The sequence below is a fragment of the Methanoregula sp. genome, assembly GCF_028712425.1.
Taxonomy (GTDB): Archaea; Halobacteriota; Methanomicrobia; order Methanomicrobiales; family Methanospirillaceae; genus Methanoregula.
Map to the genome: position 1 here is coordinate 77,923 of NZ_JAQTQD010000007.1, position 17,851 is coordinate 95,773.

General features: G+C 54.6%; 15 protein-coding genes and 1 tRNA gene. 4 read left to right on the plus strand and 12 right to left on the minus strand.

The annotated features are described in order from the left end of the window. Positions 1-64 precede the first annotated feature (64 nt). From PHF39_RS05585 to PHF39_RS05620, 8 genes are all read right to left on the minus strand, one after another. The gene (locus PHF39_RS05585; RefSeq protein ID WP_300221301.1) at positions 65-1,381 is read right to left on the minus strand and encodes a DNA-processing protein DprA; all 1,317 of its coding nucleotides are present in this window, start codon (positions 1,379-1,381) and stop codon (positions 65-67) included. Beyond that, a complete protein-coding gene (locus tag PHF39_RS05590; protein ID WP_300221304.1) occupies positions 1,378-3,477 on the minus strand; it encodes a RecQ family ATP-dependent DNA helicase in 2,100 nt (699 codons plus the stop codon). Before PHF39_RS05590 ends, PHF39_RS05585 begins: the two co-directional genes overlap by 4 nt. A gap of 1,221 nt (positions 3,478-4,698) precedes the next feature. Further along, the gene (rsgA, locus tag PHF39_RS05595; RefSeq protein WP_300221307.1) at positions 4,699-5,793 is read right to left on the minus strand and encodes a ribosome small subunit-dependent GTPase A; all 1,095 of its coding nucleotides are present in this window, start codon (positions 5,791-5,793) and stop codon (positions 4,699-4,701) included. A gap of 185 nt (positions 5,794-5,978) precedes the next feature. Further along, positions 5,979-6,404, minus strand: coding sequence for a HEPN domain-containing protein (locus tag PHF39_RS05600; RefSeq protein WP_300221310.1), 426 nt, complete (start codon positions 6,402-6,404; stop codon positions 5,979-5,981). Beyond that, the gene (locus PHF39_RS05605; RefSeq protein WP_300221313.1) at positions 6,397-6,960 is read right to left on the minus strand and encodes a nucleotidyltransferase domain-containing protein; all 564 of its coding nucleotides are present in this window, start codon (positions 6,958-6,960) and stop codon (positions 6,397-6,399) included. Before PHF39_RS05605 ends, PHF39_RS05600 begins: the two co-directional genes overlap by 8 nt. A 128-nt stretch (positions 6,961-7,088) precedes the next feature. Beyond that, complete coding sequence (locus PHF39_RS05610) at positions 7,089-7,844, minus strand: queuosine precursor transporter (RefSeq protein ID WP_300221316.1); 756 nt, start codon at positions 7,842-7,844, stop codon at positions 7,089-7,091. A 55-nt stretch (positions 7,845-7,899) separates the two neighbouring features. Further along, positions 7,900-9,141 carry an SLC13 family permease gene (locus tag PHF39_RS05615; protein WP_300221318.1) on the minus strand — a complete coding sequence of 414 codons (1,242 nt, stop codon included), beginning with the start codon at positions 9,139-9,141 and terminating at the stop codon, positions 7,900-7,902. 397 nt (positions 9,142-9,538) lie between these two features. Next, positions 9,539-10,216, minus strand: a complete 678-nt coding sequence (locus PHF39_RS05620) for a 2,5-diamino-6-(ribosylamino)-4(3H)-pyrimidinone 5'-phosphate reductase (RefSeq protein WP_300221321.1) — start codon at positions 10,214-10,216, stop codon at positions 9,539-9,541. A 204-nt stretch (positions 10,217-10,420) separates the two neighbouring features. Between PHF39_RS05620 and PHF39_RS05625 the strand changes: the two genes are divergently transcribed. Both PHF39_RS05625 and PHF39_RS05630 read left to right on the plus strand, forming a co-directional pair. Next, positions 10,421-12,217, plus strand: coding sequence for a PAS domain-containing sensor histidine kinase (locus tag PHF39_RS05625; protein ID WP_300221325.1), 1,797 nt, complete (start codon positions 10,421-10,423; stop codon positions 12,215-12,217). Further along, on the plus strand, positions 12,207-12,581 hold the full coding sequence (locus tag PHF39_RS05630) for a response regulator (RefSeq protein ID WP_300221328.1): 375 nt from the start codon (positions 12,207-12,209) through the stop codon (positions 12,579-12,581). Before PHF39_RS05625 ends, PHF39_RS05630 begins: the two co-directional genes overlap by 11 nt. Positions 12,582-12,629: 48 nt before the next feature. On the opposite strand, the gene PHF39_RS05635 is transcribed toward PHF39_RS05630, so the two are convergent. The 3 genes from PHF39_RS05635 to PHF39_RS05645 form a co-directional block, all read right to left on the minus strand. Continuing rightward, entirely contained in the window at positions 12,630-12,842 is a 213-nt protein-coding gene (locus PHF39_RS05635; RefSeq protein WP_300221331.1) for a hypothetical protein, read from the minus strand. A 92-nt stretch (positions 12,843-12,934) separates the two neighbouring features. Then, the gene (locus PHF39_RS05640; RefSeq protein WP_300221334.1) at positions 12,935-14,941 is read right to left on the minus strand and encodes a cation:proton antiporter; all 2,007 of its coding nucleotides are present in this window, start codon (positions 14,939-14,941) and stop codon (positions 12,935-12,937) included. Positions 14,942-15,090: 149 nt separating this feature from the next. Further along, positions 15,091-15,164: transfer RNA gene (locus PHF39_RS05645), tRNA-Phe, on the minus strand. Between the two features lie 109 nt (positions 15,165-15,273). On the opposite strand from PHF39_RS05645, the gene PHF39_RS05650 reads away from it, so the two are divergent. Together PHF39_RS05650 and PHF39_RS05655 are read left to right on the plus strand one after the other, a co-directional pair. Further along, positions 15,274-16,236: a phosphoesterase gene (locus PHF39_RS05650; protein WP_300221337.1), complete on the plus strand. Its 963-nt coding sequence runs from the start codon at positions 15,274-15,276 to the stop codon at positions 16,234-16,236. A 107-nt stretch (positions 16,237-16,343) separates the two neighbouring features. Then, positions 16,344-16,844, plus strand: coding sequence for a hypothetical protein (locus PHF39_RS05655; protein ID WP_300221340.1), 501 nt, complete (start codon positions 16,344-16,346; stop codon positions 16,842-16,844). Between the two features lie 190 nt (positions 16,845-17,034). On the opposite strand, the gene PHF39_RS05660 is transcribed toward PHF39_RS05655, so the two are convergent. Continuing rightward, positions 17,035-17,826, minus strand: coding sequence for a hypothetical protein (locus tag PHF39_RS05660; RefSeq protein ID WP_300221343.1), 792 nt, complete (start codon positions 17,824-17,826; stop codon positions 17,035-17,037). Between the last annotated feature and the right edge of the window lie 25 nt (positions 17,827-17,851).

Genomic DNA, 17,851 nt, shown 5'->3' on the forward strand with positions numbered 1-17,851 from the left:
TGGAGGGGGGCTTCGCATCAGATCTAATTAAGACGGGATCAAATCGAATTCAAAAAAAATTTCATTAATTTTCAATCCACGTATCCAGCGAAACCTTCGGCTTCTTCGGGAGAACATACCGTACCGGCTTCACCAGTTTCTGAACGTCACCTTTCTCAACAGCCGATAAAAGCCATGCCCGCATCTGTTTTACTTCAACATTGAAGCATTCGGCAAGTTCCTTCTCGGTCTTGGGTGTCGCGAGTTGTTTCTCAATGCAGGGCCAGACGATAGGGAAGAGATCGTTGGGTTTCTGTCCGGTATTTATCTCCATTGAAATGTTCTGAGTACTGTTTGGGATCTCAACGGGCATTGCTGCAATATCATTCGTAACCGGAGTTTCATCCGATGTAGAATATGTGCTCGTGAGGTCGCACACGATGCAGGGTTTGCCCGCCATTGCCTGTGAGTGTTTAAGAATGGTCAGGAATGTATCGGGATCCGAAAAGGAATCCGGCCGGATGGCTGTCGCCCCCCGATCGATTAACCGGTAGTTTCCTTCCGGGACATCCACATCCTCCCTCACGAACAGCGGCACCCACTTATTCTTCAGGTTCTCCGTGGCACCGGCCCAGGTCCCGCCTTCGTTATAGGAGGAGGCTATCACAAGGGTCCAGTCGCTCAGGCAGTACACGAATTTGTTCCGGGCCATCGCGTTCCCGACACTGAACGGGGTCTTTGGATCGTTCGATGTCACGAGCACTAACCGCTGATCCCGGAGAGCCTGACGGTATTTGCCGTTCACCGACATTTTCAGGAGACTGTCTGCGATAAACCCGATGACCAGTCCCCCCTCATCGAGTACCGTCTGCATAGCTTCGGAATCAACACCACGGGCGCCCCCGGAGATCAGCGGGATCCGGTTCTGAACACAGAGACTACCGATCTTGTGCGTGGCAAGTTTTGCCCGTTCACTGATATCCCGCGACCCGACAACCGCAAGGCCGCCTTTCGATAACAGTTGGGGATTACCGACACCAAATAACAACGGCGGAGCTTTGTTCGAAAGACGCTCCGTCAATCTTCGGGGATAATGTTCATCGGTTGGAGAAAGGATCCAGATCCCCTTATTGTTCCAGTCTTCGACCGCAAGGGCAAGTGCCCCGCCCCGGTTTAGTAATTCCGGTAATCGCTTTGCATCGAGCCGGGAAATTTTACTGTAGTGATCGACAACATTTGAATCAAAAAGGTCCGGCAGGGTTTTCGATTCGTTTCTCAGCCACTGGCATAAGGAAAAAAATTCGTTGGCATTCAGCGGGGTTACGGACGGTTCATTCAGTCCGAATCTTCCACACAACAGGAGTGCCACCTGAGTATCCGGTGTTATCGAATCCGGTATCATAGGACATCCTTGCCTTGCGTATCGGTCAGAGCACAGGGATAGACCGGGCCGCTTCCGGCAGATTGCAGCATGGCCGAAAGAATCGTGAAGGTCCACCGGGAATCGACCATATCATCAATTAAGAGGACCGGGCCTTCCATGACAGAGTCCCGATCGATCTCAAAGGCGCCGTCAAGATTGGATACCTGCATAAAGCTGTTCTTCATCATTTTCTGTGGGTCAGTTTCTTTGATTTTCCGGATACAGTCCACGAAAGGGATTTTGAGCGTCCCGGCGAGTGCCATCGCGAAATTTTTTACGAGAGTCTTTTTCCTGAGTGACGGGACACAGGTTATCCATGTCGGCATGGGATTGGGTTTCCACTGGTTAACGATCAGATCACGCATTGCATCTACAAGTTTATTATCGAAATGATTTGCGTGTTTTCCGGCTTTGACAACTTCTCCCCAGCCCCCGTCACCCCATGAAGAGAGTGCCCGCCCGGGGTTTGCCTGTAATTCCTCCGGAATCCGCCCCTGCCAGTTCTCTCCGGAAAAAGATATTCCGGGTGGCCACTTGAGGCGCGGGGAGATGACGTGCTGATTTGTGTAGAGAAACTGTCGTGCCTTTGCGATCAGTTCTTCCGGAGGATCTTCCGGAAATAACGGATGCCCGACACAAACGGAACATCTCCCGCAGGAGGTTGCGTCATCGTCTTCCAGCTCGCGCTGGAGGAACATCATCAGGCATGAACGGCTTTTCAGGTAATCATTGATCTTCCGCCACTCATCATGACGAAGGGAAGTCAGTCGTTTGATTTTTTCTGTGTCGATCGCGTACGCCATTGAAGTTGCATAATAGCGGTGCCCCTCTTTGACAATTGGGGACGGTGTATCGACAGAAATCAGGTTGAAAACTTTTTCAATCTGGGATCTCGAAAGATTTGTCCGAGATTCAATCATAGGGACTGACAATCCGTCATCAGATTTCTCCAGTTCCTCAAGGATTGTAACAACCTGTTCTTCTTTTGGAAATGCGGTCTGGATAAAATATTCGACGATATCCTGATCTTCTTCACCTGCAAATAAAATCCCGTATGCCTTGGAGAGGGATCGACCGGCACGGCCTACCTGCTGGTAGTAGTGAACGATGGACATTGGACGCTGGTAATGGATAACAAACCCGAGATCCGGCTTGTCGAAACCCATACCCAGAGCGCTGGTTGCTACGAGGACTTTGATCTTATTGTCAAGGAGATCCTGCTCCATCTCTTCGCGGGAAGAAGATTCGGATTCACCCGAATATGCCCGGGCGTCGATTCCCTGGGATTGCAGCCACTGGGCAACACGATCGGAATCTTTTACTGTCATTGTGTAAATGATCCCGCTGCCGGGCATCTTCGGGACATATTCTGCCAGCCACGCCAACCGTTCGGCCCGTTGGGGTAAGACAATATTCTGCAGGCTGAGTGACGCCCGGGCAAGCGGTCCCCTGAACAGGCCTAATTTGTTTCCCATCTGCGAGCGAATATCGGTGATAACCCGGTTATTCGCTGTTGCGGTTGTTGCAAGGAGTGGGATATTTTCTGGGAGAACCTGGAGAATCCGCAGGATCCGCTGATAATCCGGACGAAAATCATGCCCCCAATCACTGATGCAATGCGCCTCATCAATGACAAAAAGGCCAACGGTATTGGCAATAGGAATTAATTTTTCCCGGAACCCTTCATTTCCCAAACGTTCCGGAGAGATGATGAGGAGATCGATTTGCCCTTTTTCAAGATCTGAAAAAGTCTGATTCCACTCATTGCGATTGCTTGAATTTATTGTCCTCGCAAAGAGGCCTATTCGCTCGGCCGCGGCGATCTGGTTTCGCATCAAAGCGAGTAAGGGAGATATGAGGATTGTCGGGCCGGTACCCCGATCACGCAGTAGTTTTGTCGCGATAAAATAAACGATGCTTTTCCCCCATCCGGTTCGCTGAACTACGAGAAGATGTGCATTCTCATTCACAAGCTGTTCAATAACTTCCCACTGGCCTGCCCGGAATTCTGCATGGGGATCCTGTAATGCTATTCTGAGAAGATCAAGAGATTTTTGGTTTAAAGGATCACTCATGTCACTTTCTCCGGCACAGGATTCCGGCTGTTTTACACCCTACGATCGATTGAGGGGATCCCATTGATGATGTGGTCAAAGACCGGATATCAAGATAAATTATTTTTTATGATTTCTTTAATCGCAACTTATATTATGTGGTGTGCACCGGGAAAGTGTTACAAACTGCGGTCGCTGTCCTTAACTTGCAGGCTGAATTTTTTTACAGGAAAATTTTCTCTGTCCGGAAAAATTTTCCCACAATATTTTCAAAACAGTTTCACGGAATATTTAACGATTTCAAGATAACAACCCTGAAAAAAATAAATGGTTCTGCTGCAAAAAATCCATATCCCCAGTGAGATTTCGGCGTCATCCCAAACCCGTCGAATTGGACGGGATTAAAAAAAATAATCCCCCCGCGGAATTTTCCGGTTCCCTTTTGTCACATGCAATACTACCGGAATAAAAAATTCGTAAATCGAAAAATCTTTCTCGCGTTTCAAAATTTTTTATTTTCAAAAATAATTTCCGCAAAAATTTCCAGAATTTTTTTTCATCGCACAAAAAATTTTAAAATTTTTCCGGCTCGTGCTCCTGTAAAATAATTCCCAAATTTCACCATCATATCACGCCAGGGCACCCCTTGGAAGCCCCACCCGGACACCCCATTTTCCAGTACCAGACCAATGCCAATCCGGCCCCTATACGGGCTCCGATGTACGACTTTTCCTGAACGGAGCCCAATACAGCCCCTGATTGCGATCCGCCGACCCCCTGTTTGATCGAAAACTCCTGGAAGTTTTTCACAAACAGGGGGTCCGGAGGAGATACTCCGACGGAGACTACCCATTACCGACGTGAAAGCCCTCTGTTCAGGGAGTGCCTTGGAGCATGGAACCCTGTGAAAATTATCTCCCCGTAAATCGCTCCTTTTTCGGATCCGGGCCCATTTTGAAAAACCGGTTTCCGGAAACTCGCACTTTTTTACGAATTACCGTATACTGTTTTTGAAATATCATCAAATTATCGATATTTCTCCTAACGGGGTTCATTTTTGGCTTGAAAAATCAACTAAATAGTGCCCTTCCAGCAGCCGATCGTTCTTTTTTCGCATGGGGAGCACGTGAAATGAAAAGAACCCCCCTTTTCCGGCCCCCTCTCACGACGGAGAAGGGGATATCTCCGACGGTGGAAATAGCCCGGATACCTTCCCCCTCAGAGATATCCGGAAGGATATCCCTACTCTCTCCTCGCCTTCTGGATCTCCTTTCCGAATTTCGCGATCCCTTTCCAGCGTTTTCTCTCAGAACGGACAAGTCCGATCTCCGCTTTGTCCTGCTCAAATGCAAGCTCGCGGCTGAGCCGGTGGAAATTCTCAAGCCGGGCCGCTGAGAGTTTTCCGGCCTTCACGGCTTCCTGCACGGCACAGCCCGGTTCCCGCTCGTGCCGGCAATCGGAAAACCGGCAGCTCTTGGCCAGTTCATGAATGTCCGGGAACGCGTCACTCAAACCGGTCGAAGCGGTCCCGATGCCCACTTCGCGGATCCCGGGATTATCGATCATGAGCGCACCGCTGTTCAGGACAAAGAGCTGGCGAACGGTTGTTGTGTGCCGGCCTTTCCCGTCATCCTCGCGGATACCCGATGTTTTCTGCATCTCCTCGCCAAGGAGCCGGTTGATCAACGTGGACTTGCCGACACCCGATGAACCGATCAGCACGATTGTTTTGCCGGGCTCAAGATACGGGTCGAGCAGATCCATCCCCTCGCCGCTCATGGCACTCACGGGAATGACCGGAATGCCGGACGAGACCGGAATAATTGTTCCGGTAAGCGATGCGGGATCCTCCGCAAGATCGGATTTGTTGATGACGATCACCGGCCGGGCCCCGGATGCGTGGACGATCGCAAGATACCGTTCGATCCGGCGGGCGTTCAGCTCAGGGCCGGCTGCGGTCACAATAAAGATCGTGTCGATGTTTGCCGCAATGACCTGGTCCGTTCCTTCCCGCCCGGTGGCTCCACGCGTGAACACCGTTTTTTGCGGGAGGATTGCAACGATTGTGGTGGACCCGGCCTCCGGCTGGTTGAGAATGACGACAAAATCCCCCACGGCCGGAAACCGCCCGAGTTTTTTTAAGGCCCCGGAGATCCCGGCTATGACCGGTCCGCTTCCCGTAAAAACTTCAAAGACAGTCTTCTGCCGGCACGCAACGCGCCCCGGGATGTACGGTCCCGGATATTTTCTGAATGCTTCCTTGTGTTCTTCTGTCCAGCCGAGCTGTTCCAGGGTATAAGGATGCGGTTCCCCGCATCCGGAAATGGATGGGTTCATAAAAAAACCTGAACGTTTGTATTGACAGGTGATTTTTGGCGGTCCAAGTGCTTTGTGGTCACGCTCTATGGATGCAGTTTTTTGGTTACGACAAGACTTGTCTGATCCGTACGACTTTTATGAATTCGAAGAGCGTGATAGTCTGCCCCTGCTCACGTTCGTGTTTCTTGGAGGAGACTCTCTATTCAGTCAGGTTCATGATCTTCAAGAATAGTATCGATCTTCCGGATAAGATCCTCTGCATGGCGGATTGCAGATTCCGCTTCCGTTTCTGATACGGTACCCGCTTGATCGTAGACCGAACTGTGCCGTTTACGTCGCATTCGGTCGAAGACAATTGCATCACTGTTGTCAAGGAAAAGTTCTGCAAATTTTACAACGGAGATGTGCTGGTTCGCGCCATCGGGACGATAGCCTTTTGAGAACATCAGCGCCCTCCCTGCTTGCAGAACCGCGTTGTAGGCTATCGTGTATGCCCAGTCCCGGTCTGAAGGAAGAATCGTGCGAGCCGTTGCGAGATCCCGCTGTGCGTGGGCCATCGCATCATCCACCTTCTTCCGATCATATGGGAGTACCCGTATCAGGCCGTCGCGTTCGAGATCGTCAATCATCACAGTTTCCGCTGATCAGGATCTTCTCTTCATGCATTACATTCTTAACGAATGGATCGTTCTCCTGTTTTCTTTTCCGGAATTCCCTCTTTGTCATAAGAGTGTAATTGATCTCCCGGCCGGTGGCCTGTTCGCAGGAATGAATGACGGGGATAAGCCGATCCTCGTCAATATTCCCTACAATAAAGAGATCGATGTCACTGCCCGATCCCGCGCTTCCCTTTGCAAATGATCCGTAGATGAACATGCACTCAATGGGCTCTTCAGATAGTGCAGTACGGATGATGCCGACTGCGCCTTCGGTTTTCAACAGGACTTTCTGGAGATCTGGATACAGGAAATGATCGGTCCTTACTGTGTAGTACTGCTGGTTTCCTTTTCTCTGGCCGGCAATGATGCCGAAAGATTCGAGGTTTGCCAGCTCGCGGCGCACTGCATTGATATTCTCACCAGTTATCCTGACGATCTCGCGGATATAGAATTCACGTCCCGGGTTGAGCAGGAAGAGCGCAAGAAGTTTCACCCGGGTCTTCGAGGAGATGAGAGCTTCCAGCATGAATACATAATGTATTCAATTGAGTAAAAAATGTATTCATTGTTCTGTTTATCCAGAGCAACCATTTCGGTTTTTCCCTGTGCGCTATCATTGAATGGGATTATTACAGGGATTCATGCATCCTCGGATTATACCCGCCCCTGCCCCGGCTCCCCTTCCTTCTCCCCCTTCTTCAGCATGTGCTTGTACCACACGAACCACGGGTTGTCGATGAACCCGATGATGTTCTTGATCACGACCTGGCCGAGCATCAGCGGGAGGATTGGGAGCACGCCTAAGAACGCGATGGTCACAAAGATGATCGAGTCGAGCGTGAGGGAAACGGCATCGCTCACGCTGGACCGGAGCCAGACGTACGGGTTGAGCATGGTGTGGTGCCGGAACGCAAGCTCGCGTTGTAAAAATCTCTGCTTCAGCGCGGAGAAGATATGGGCGTCGATGGTTGAGCAGACAAGGAACGCGACCCAGCTGGCGAGCGTGATCCGGATGCTCATGGAAAAGATGTCCTGCCACGCCTCTTCGTGCGTGAAGACCGCTGCGGGCGAGAGCGAGTTTACCATCAGGAAAAAGATCACGAGGAGTACCTGGCTGATAAAGACGATGGCGATTGCGGCATGGGTCATCGCCTTGCCGTACACTTCGTTGATCATGTCGATGACCTGCGCGATGAACGGGTAGAGCAGGACGGAGGCCGGGGCGGTAAAAACATAAATGCCGAGATCGAAGTCCACGACCCGTGCCGCAATGACCTGGGACGCCGCAAGGTACACAACATAAAACCCGGTCAGGGCCGCAAATCCGTACTGCGGGTAGCGCCGCACGATCTGGACCGAGGCGTAGGTAACTATCGTGAGGCTCAGAAGCCAGCAGATCCAGACAAGCATTCCCGGAACTTTGTCGCGGGAAGTAATGGAATTTGCGGCGGGGTTTGCAGCGTGCTCATCCCACTACCACAAGCCATCCCCAGTACACGATCACCTGCAGCACCGTGAGCGGCACACCGACCTTCATAAATTCAAAAAAGGTCAGGGTCTCGCCCTGCTTCTCCGCGTTCTGGATGATGATGACATTGCTTGCGGCCCCGAGGATCGTGAGGTTTCCGGCAATCGTGCTCCCCGCTGCAAGCGCCATCAGCTGGGCTGTGCCGGCACCGGCCTCTGTCACGAGCGGCTGGAAGAGCGCAACGAACGGGACATTGGAGATGAACTGGCTGATGACAACACTCGTTGCGAGCAGCGCCGGGATGGATGCGAGCATCCCGCCGCCGACCAGCGACTGGAAGACGCCGGTCTGCCAGACGCTCTCCATGAGGATGAACATCGCGGCAAAGAAGACGAGCGTGCACCAGTCGATCGATCTCACGATCTCAACGCGGCGGTGCGAGAAAAGTATGATGGGGAGTGCTGCGCCGATCGCGATCAGCGGGAGAGTCACGAACATGGAGCCGGTGATGAGCGATGCGACAATATTGACAGCCGCGAGCAGCAGGATGATCGCGAGCGAGATTTTCGAGAGGAGCATCAGCCGGTCATCGCAGGCCGGGACCGGGATTTCTCCAAAATTATTCCGGGTGAATTCATCGCGGTACATCCACCGCAGAACGCCCCACGAGACTGCGAGGCAGATGAGCGTCGGGATGCCGAGCCAGACCACAAACGTAAGAAACGGGGACGCCATACCAGAGTTCAGCGCAACGAGCAGGTTCTGCGGATTGCCGATCGGGCTCATCACGCTGCCGGTCGTGATAGCGATGGCGAGCGCGAGGAGCAGGAGTTTTGGCGAGATCTTCCGGCTCGCTGCAAGCCCGAGTACGAGCGGTGTGCCGATCACGGCGAGGGTGTCGTTCATCAGGAGCGCCGAGAGGATGCCCATACCAAAGAGGATGAAGAGCACGACCTGGTCCGGTTTTTTTGCCCGGGCAAAAAAGCGGTGGGCGATGCAGGAAAGGTACCCGCTTGCGACCATCGCCTCGCCGACTACGAACATGCCGAACAGGAATAGCATCACGCTCGGGTCGATGGCGAAGAGCGCATCGGAGGGGGAGATCTGGCCGGTGACGAGAACCGCAACGGCGCCACCGAGCATGATCTGCCAGATCTTGAGATTGAACCGGCCGACCTGCCGGATTGCGATGAGCAGGAAGACTGCGGCAAGGACGAGGATGGGGAGGTAGGAGGTCATTCATTGCTCCAAGTGGTTGAGAAGAGTTGGGGTGCGGGGGAATAATTATTGTGCGGATTGTTGGGTTCAGTGTTGTCGGGAAATTGTGTGTATCAAGCGTATATGAGCGGTTGGATCGTCAAACATTCGATGGTATTGTGAGCCATCCCACCGCCTGATGGGGGTCGCTCGGGGGGCTCGTCGCTCCCTTGCTGGGCAGGTCGGTTTATGCATGAATTATACTGTATTGAGGCCGCCGCGGGGCGCCCCGGCGGGGAGGCTATCGTCGCATCAGCGAGGATTGCCTGGAGAAGGCATCAGCCTTCGACTGTGGCGGCACCAATCATAATTGGGGGTATGGGGGCATCAGCCCCCATAATTTGATAAAAAAAGGTTCCTTGAAACGATATTTCATCAATTATTTCTCAACCTTCCAGTGCAGCAATATCCCGTCCTCGATCCTCCGGGCCTCAAGCAGCACAAGCCGGCAGAACTCTGCCTCCTTCACAAACCCCGGGCCGTCCGCGAGCGTGGGTGCATCCTTTCCGCCGATGATGATGTTGCCGATAAACGTGTAGATCTCGTCCACGAGCCCGGCCGCGATAAGGCCGGCGATGAGCGTTCCTCCACCTTCGACTATGATCCGCCGGATATTCATCCGGCCGAGTTCCTCCATCATCGCGGTAAGGTCGACGTGATCGTCCCCGGCAACAATCACGGTCGCAAGCTTCTCCAGCTCGCGGACTTTTGCCGGGTCCGCCCGTTTCGAGACCGCGATGACCCGCTTGCCCTCCTCTTTGTGGAGGATTTTTGCATCGGTGGGTGTACGGGCCTGGCTGTCCACCACGATCCGGACCGGGTGCAGGCTCGTCCCCCTCGCGAGCCGGTTGTTACGGCACTCCTCGGATTTTACGGTGAGGGATGGGTTGTCTGCAAGCACGGTGCCGATACCGACCATCACCGCGTCGCTCCCGGCCTTGAGCCGGTCCACCCGGTTGAAATCCTGCGCGCCCGAGATCTTCACCTGACGGCGTTCGCGCGTTGAGAGCTTGCCGTCTGCACTCATGGCAGTATTGACGATCACGTAAGGGCGCATAATCCATCGTTGGTTGCCCTGCCTGTTATATCAAACCACTGATCCCGCTGTAGACGCCTGACACTGCCCGGCTATCGTGTGGGCGTGGATGATCCTCTTCGGGAGTGGTGAGCCGATCCCGGGAAACAGCCTTCCCTGGACAGATTGTGTTTTTTATCCTGTCTGCAATCTTCAAATAACAAGAGAACCAAACTGGCAGATATCATGCGGGTGAATGAAGTCCGGACTGGCAGTCTTTCCCTTCCCGGAACCGATCTCGTGCGGCTGGTCATTATTGCCGTGCTTGCCATTCTCTGCATCGCCACCTCTGCGGCGTCATTTGCATCGGGTATTCTTGCCATCATCACCTCCCAGCTCTTCTTTATCCCGATCATCTATGCCGCGTACGTGTCCCCGAGAAAGGGCCTGTATGTTGCTGCTACCTGCAGCCTTGCGTACCAGACCATCGGGTATTTCTACAGTTTCCCCAGTCCCGTGTCGCTTGTCAGCATCACGGGAGAAGCGATTCTTTTCATCGTGATTGCCGCCATTATCGCGTATTTCATGGAGCGGATCCAATCCGGGGAACTCAAGTACCGCACGGTGTTTGAGAACTCCCAGCTCGGTATCCTCCTCTTTAACGACGCGGACTTCTCCATAAAGCAGAGCAACGAGAAGTTTGCCGCAATGCTGAACTACACGGTCGATGAAGTCATGACAAAGTTCCTGCTTGACATGTTCCTCTCGCCCCGCGAGAAGAGCCGGTTCCTTGAACGGTTTGGAAAGGAGAAGACGACCTCTGATTTTGAGACACGCTTAGCCGCAAAGGATGGCTCCTCCTGCTGGGTCAACCTCTCGTGGGGCCAGATCAGCGTTGGCACGGTCAGCTGCTCGGTTGTCAACATCAATGCACGCAAGCTCGCCGAGAAGCTCAACAACGACAACATGATGAAGTACCGGCAGCTCACCGAAGGCTCCCCGACAAGCATCCTGATCGTCCAGAACGGATTTATCCGGTTTGCCAACCCCTCCTTTGTCGCGTTCGTGGAGTATTCTCCTGCGGAGATCACCGGAAAGAGCCTTTCCGCATTCATCGAGCCGGGCAATCTTGACGATTTTAACAAGTTCTCGGAAAAGTGGGCCCAGAAATACCCGGCAAAGCATGCAAAGGAGTTCCGGTTCGTCTCAAAGACCGGGGAAGTAAAGGTTGGCTCGCTCTTCACGAACCAGGTCATCCACATGGGAAACCCGGCTACCCTCGTCAACATCGTCGACATTACGGAGAAACAGCGCCTCGAAGACCAGATCCACAAGGACAATGAGCGGCGCCGGGGGGTTATCGTGACCGTTGCCCACGAGCTGCGGACTCCGCTCCAGCCGATCCTCGGGTACCTCAACCTCCTGCTCTCCGATGCGGATGGGTTCGGGATCAAGGAAGACACAAAGAAGATCCTCGAACGCTGCCTTACCAGCGTTGACCGTGAGCGGCAGATCATCAACCAGATGCTCGACCTTTCCGTCCTTGAGAGCGGGAAGCTCCAGCTGACTACCTCAACCTTCCCCCTGGCCCCGCTGGTAAGAAACGTGCTGGATGCCGGGGAATTTGCGGCCAAAGCAGAGCTCACGGTCAACATCGAGGACTCAATCCAGGTCACGGGGGACAAGGAAAGGCTCTTCTCGGTCCTTGACTCGCTCCTCTCGAATGCGGTCAACTTCTCCAAGCCCCCGCGGAAGATCGGGATCTTCTACCGCTCGGCTGTCGGGGACCGGCAGCACCATATCTCGATCCGGGACAATGGCGTTGGCATCCCGCAGGACCAGTTCAGTTCGATCTTCGAACCGTTCCAGCTGGCCGATGGCACGGTTCTCTCGCGGAAGTACGAGCGCCTCGGCCTGTCACTCTCGATAGCAAAGAATATCGTACAAATGCATGGCGGGAGCATCTCGGTTGAGAGTGTGGTGAATGCCGGAAGCACATTTACCATACACCTGCCCAAGGAGGAAATACACCATGACGCGTAAGATTATGCTTGTTGAGGATGACCAGCCCATTCTCGACATGATGGATATCCTGCTGCGCAGGATCGGCTACGAGCCGGTGCTCGTGCCGGATGTGCTGGATGCGCTGGAACGCGTGAAAAGCGATCCACCGGCTCTTATCCTGCTCGACATCATGATGACGCCGATGAACGGCTGGGAGTTTTTAGAGAAACTCCGTACCGAGTACAATATCCGTGACCTGCCCGTGATCCTCTTCACCGCATCCCCCTCGGTGGAGGAGCGGATCGCCCTGATGAAGGACCCGTATCTCGGGGTGCTCCAGAAACCGGTCTCCATTCCGGAACTGAAGGCGGGACTCGAAAAATTCCTCGGGAAACCGGAATGATCTCTCCCGCTGGTTCCCGGCGGGATGTGCATTTCTATAAAAAAACTGTTACTCTGGTGTGTTTTCAGGTGAAGGCCCGGATCCGGTGTCCATTGCTTTTTTGATCTCTTCCGAGACCACATGGCCTGCCCGGTTGATCTCCGCTGAAAGATCATGGGTCTGGGTTTCCAGGTCCAGTCTGTGGTGTTCCCTCTTGTTTTTCTTCATTTCGTTGTCAAGCTCTTCGGACAGCTCCATGGGGATCGCCAGTTCTGTTCTCAAATTTTTCGTCCGGGGCATAAAAATGATTCTTTTTCCTGCCCGTCCCCGAAGAACTTTTTTCGCCGCAGGTTGCCGGCCGCACTTCCCCCGTCTTACAAAACCGGAGGCTCGCCTTTCCGGAAGAGGGGACGGATCTCCGCCGCCACCTGGTCGGTGCAGAAGACTAACAGGGCATCGCCGGCAGCGAGGACTTCTGTGTCATCGGCAACCGTCATCATGGTGTTGTTCCGCCGCAGGCCAAAGTCAGCGACACCATACCGCTCCCTTAAGGCCAGGTCGCGGATCGCCCTGCCCTCCGCAGAAGAGCCCGGTTCAACCGTGAGCACGTGGATGCGCAGGGAGAGGAGGACGGTGTCCATTCCCGTGGAAGGCGGGCTCATGTTCCCATTCTTGATGAACTTGGCATAGCCCCAGTTCTGGATCTTGCTGACAATCTTTTGGATCTCGGAGTCCGGCAGCTGGTATTTCTTCAGTGCACGGGTGAAGATCTCGCGGGCGGCCTCGAACTCTTCCGAGATGACCTCATCGGCACCAAGGTCCAGCAGGTACTGGGCGTGCCGGACATGCTCGGTGCGGGCGATGATGTAAATATCCGGCGACATGCGGCGGGCCCGGTGGACGATCCGGGGAACCGCTTCCTGGTCGGAGACCGCGACAACGAGTGTCCGCGCATCGCGGATCCCTGCATGCTCCAGCACCTCCTCCTGTGCGGCATCGCCGAAGATGAAATACTGTTTCCGCGCTGCCCTCTCCTGCCTGATAATCTCCGGTTTCATCTCGATAACCATGTAGGGGATACCGGTGATCTCTGCAGCCCGGGCAACGCTCTTTCCCGTGATGCCATAGCCCGCGATGACCATGTGGTCTTTCGGGGCAGACGGGGCGGTGTCGTTCTCCTGAGCAAACGGTGCATCAATCTTAGCCCGGTAGGGGACGACCCTGTACCAGAGGTCCGTGAACCGGGGCGCAGCACCCATCATGATCGGGGTCAGCGCCATGGAGATGATGGCTGAGGAGAGGAAGAGCTGGTAGATCATGTCCGGGATGAACCCGGACGAGAGGCCGGTCTGGGCCAGCACGAACGAGAACTCCCCCACCTGGCAGAGGGCAAACCCGGTGAAGATGCAGACCCGCGCCGGCATGCCGAGCGCTGCGGCCGCAAACGCACCGGTTAAGATCTTGATGCCGATGATGAGCGTGACGACCACGAGAATGAGGAGGACAAAGGATGGATCGGAGATGATAGAGCCCGTGTTGAGGAGCATCCCTATCGAGAGGAAGAAGATGCTTGCGAAAACATCGCGGAAGGGGATGATGTGGCTGAGTGCATCGATATTGTAATCGGACTCGCCGATGATGAGACCGGCAACGAATGCCCCCAATGTATAGGAGAGTCCCACCTGGTTCGTGAGCCAGGCAACGATAATACAGATTGCCGCTATCGTGATGAAGAAGAGCTCGCGGCTCCGCTGGGAGGCAACCCGGAACAGGAGGCCGGGGATGATCCAGCGGGCAAGGATGACTATCATGACCAGGATGATGACGGTCTTTATGATCTCGAGCGGGAGGTTCGTGAGGGTCATGCCCCCGGTTCCCATGATGACCGGCAGGATGAGCATCATCGGGATGATGGCGAGGTCCTGGAAGAGCAGGATCCCAAAGAGCGTGCGCCCCTGCAGGGTATCCACCTCGTGGCGCTCCTGGAGGATCTTCATCACAATGGCCGTGCTGGAGAGCGAGATGATGAACCCGAAGACGAGTGCCTCGTTGAACGGGACACCGAGGGTTTCCGTGACCAGGGTGACGGCGACAATGGTTGTTACGATCTGCAACAGTCCGCCGATGACGATAGTTTTCCAGGATTTTAAGAGTCTCTCGAACGAGAACTCAAGGCCGATCGTGAAGAGCAGGAGGATGATGCCGATCTCGCCAACGGTCTCGACCGCTGCCTGGTCGGCAATGATCCGGAACCCGTATGGGCCGGCAAGCATGCCGATGATGAGGAATGCCACGATGCTCGGGAGCCGGAACATCTGGCCCACGTAGAGAAGGAGGATGGCGATGATCGCGATGCTGACAAAGCCGAGCATGAACTCCATTATCCAGTCTACCCCGTTTCAGTTATGCCAGAAGAATCGTTTGTCAGGGATAGTATGTGAAATTATAGGATATTCGGGTTCATGATAATCCCGGATATGTTCTCTGCACAGGGCGTAAGCTCCTTATAGCGGAGTCGGGAAAAGAATAGTGCCCCAGGCCTGATTTGAACAGGCGACAACCAGATCTTCAGTCTGGCGCTCTCCCGGGCTGAGCTACTAGGGCAGGGATACAAATGTTGTTCCTGTTGACTAATAAATGATCTGTTCCCCGTTGCTTTATGACCCGCGCACCGGAGGTTCATTTTTATAGGCCCAAAGGAGAGTAATAACCCATGGCATCGCCGAACCGCAGTGAAGACTCCGGCCTTTCAAACGCGATCAGGAGCCGCGCAGGGCATGTTGTCCACCTGACGCACAATGACCTCGATGCGGTGGGTGCTGACGCGGTGCACCGGATGAAGTTCGGGAAAGACGGTGTCTTTACCATCTGGAGCTCGGTGGGAAAGTTCGCCCAGCTCTTTTCCCTTGCCGCCTCCTGCGATGGAAAGGGAGACCTCCTCTCGATCTCCGACCTCGGGTTCCACAAGGATGCGGAGTTCATCGCGGCAAAGGCGAAGAAGAACGGGTGGATCGTGGAGTGGCGCGATCACCACCGCTGGCGGGAGGAGGAGATCGGGAAGATCGGGCGTGCGGTTTCCCTCCTCCGGGTCGACACATCGACCTGCGGCACGGGGATTGTAGCCCGCGATCTCATGCCCGGCGATCCGGTGGCGTCTGAGGTTGCCCGCGTTGTCTGCGATTACGATCTCTGGAAGCATGCTGATCCCCGCTCGGCCGTGCTCGGCCAGGTGCTCCAGCGAAAGGAGAACCGGGACCATGTCCGCGACTGCCTTGTTAAGGGGGTCTTCACGGACGAGCTGATCGAGCGCGAATACGCGGATATCAAGAACGAGATAACCCTGATGATGAGGCACAGCCTCCGGCAGGCAACGTTCACCGGGACGAAATACCGGATCGCCTTCGCGCCGCTGTACGGGTACCCGAGCGAGACCGCTCATTTCATCCGCGATGAGAAGAAGACCGAGATCGAGGTGATCATCGGGAAGGACGGCAGGTTCTCGATCCGGTCGGTCCCGCCCGTCAGCCATCTCATTGCCCGCGAGTTCGGCGGCGGCGGGCACCCGAACGCGGCCGGCGGCTCGTTCAACTTCACGGTTGTCGAGCGCTTTACCTGGTGGCTCTTCAGGAAGAGCAGGCATTTCGATGAGCTGGTGAAAGTAGCCGAGAAGTACTGACCTTTACCGTTCTCCGCCTCATAGGTGCAGTGTCTGAGCCAATCCGGTAATAAGTATCACTCCGGCCATCCGCTGTTTTTATCATCCCCCCTGTCCAAGGGATTCTCATGAAGAAATTCATCCTTCCCATCACCCTCATCTGCCTCATGACCTTTGTAGTCATGCCGGTGCAGGCATTCACCATGCATTCGCTCTCCATCGACCTTGATCCAGCCGGCACCGCACAGGTCGACCTGAACTATGAGCTCACGTTCATCGAGCAGGGGGCGGTCTTCTTAAAGATTGCCGACCCTGCAAGCGAACTCCAGAAAGCCTTTGACAGCGGATCAGCTGCAAAGACAACCGTGATCTCGGCAGGCCCGTCTTCCGCCCGTGTTCTCGTGCCCGCCTTTGCGTCGATCTCGACAAAAGATGGCGTAACCGTTATGACAACGCCGGCCGTCTCATTCGAGCGTGCGGAGAAGGTTTTGAAGAACTACTGGTTTGCGCCGCTTATTGCTGCGGATTTCTCTCCCTCGGTGACTACGATAACATTCCCGGACGGGCAGCAGGAATATTTCTACAACCGGGTCAGTATCCCGTCAGTGAAGCACGTGATGAGCGGGTAAAATTTTTCTTTCTATTTTTATCAGGTAATCTTTTTTGTTTGTCATGTGATGACCTGATTGCCCCCCAACCCCCTCCCCTCACAACTGCCGCCACAGGCAGGCAGTTGTTCGGGCGGGGGAGTTACGCTGTAAAACATCCCGCACCAAATTAATGACGGCAGGCTGGGATCAATGTTCTGGATTCCCAGAATTACCGCACGTACACCGACCGCTCAACAACACCCTTCCAGTACGCGTCACACTCTTCCGTGCAATATCCCGCCCCGAAAATCTGGTCCGGGTCGAAGTGGGTGCGGGCGAGTCTGATTGCGCTATCATTTGGATCGAGCAGGAAAATCCTCCTGACCGTATACTCGTTCATGAGATCGAAGAGCGTCTCCAGCCGGCCTTGCGTGATTGCAACCTGCTGCTGGTGTTCGAGGATACCCGCAAGGGTTTCGCGGTCCGGTTTGGGAGCAAAGAAGAAGACATTCTGCCCGGCAAGCGCGAGGAGTTCCGGGTCGTTCGCCTGCTCACAGATCAGGACGTGACCAGTTACTCCCGTGTCCCGCATGGCCCGCATCAGCGTGCGGTAGATCCCGCAGATCGCATCGTTCCATTCATCGGCGTCGCCATAATACTCGTCCCGTATGCCGAGCGTGTGCGGCGCAGGCATCGCGCACCACGCGTCTTTCTTCTGCACCACGATTGCCGCTGCGTCCTCGATAATGTCAGGAGTATCGGCATGTAGTTCCCCGGTGGCCCGGTTTTCCGTGATCCCCTCGATGCACCCGCAGATACGGTCCGCGTAGAATCTTCCCCCGGCACAGGGAGTGCCGATCCCGGCAGGGATCTGTGGTGCAAGGGACTGGTCGAGACGGTACGTGATGATGTCAGCAAGCCTGCCCCGGTGCTCCGCGATCCAATTCGCGAGCACAGCACGGTCCGGGACCGGGGGTTCTGCCCCGAATGCCCGCGTAGGGAGGTCCAGCTGTTTTGCCATCTACAGATCTTATTACGCAGAACCA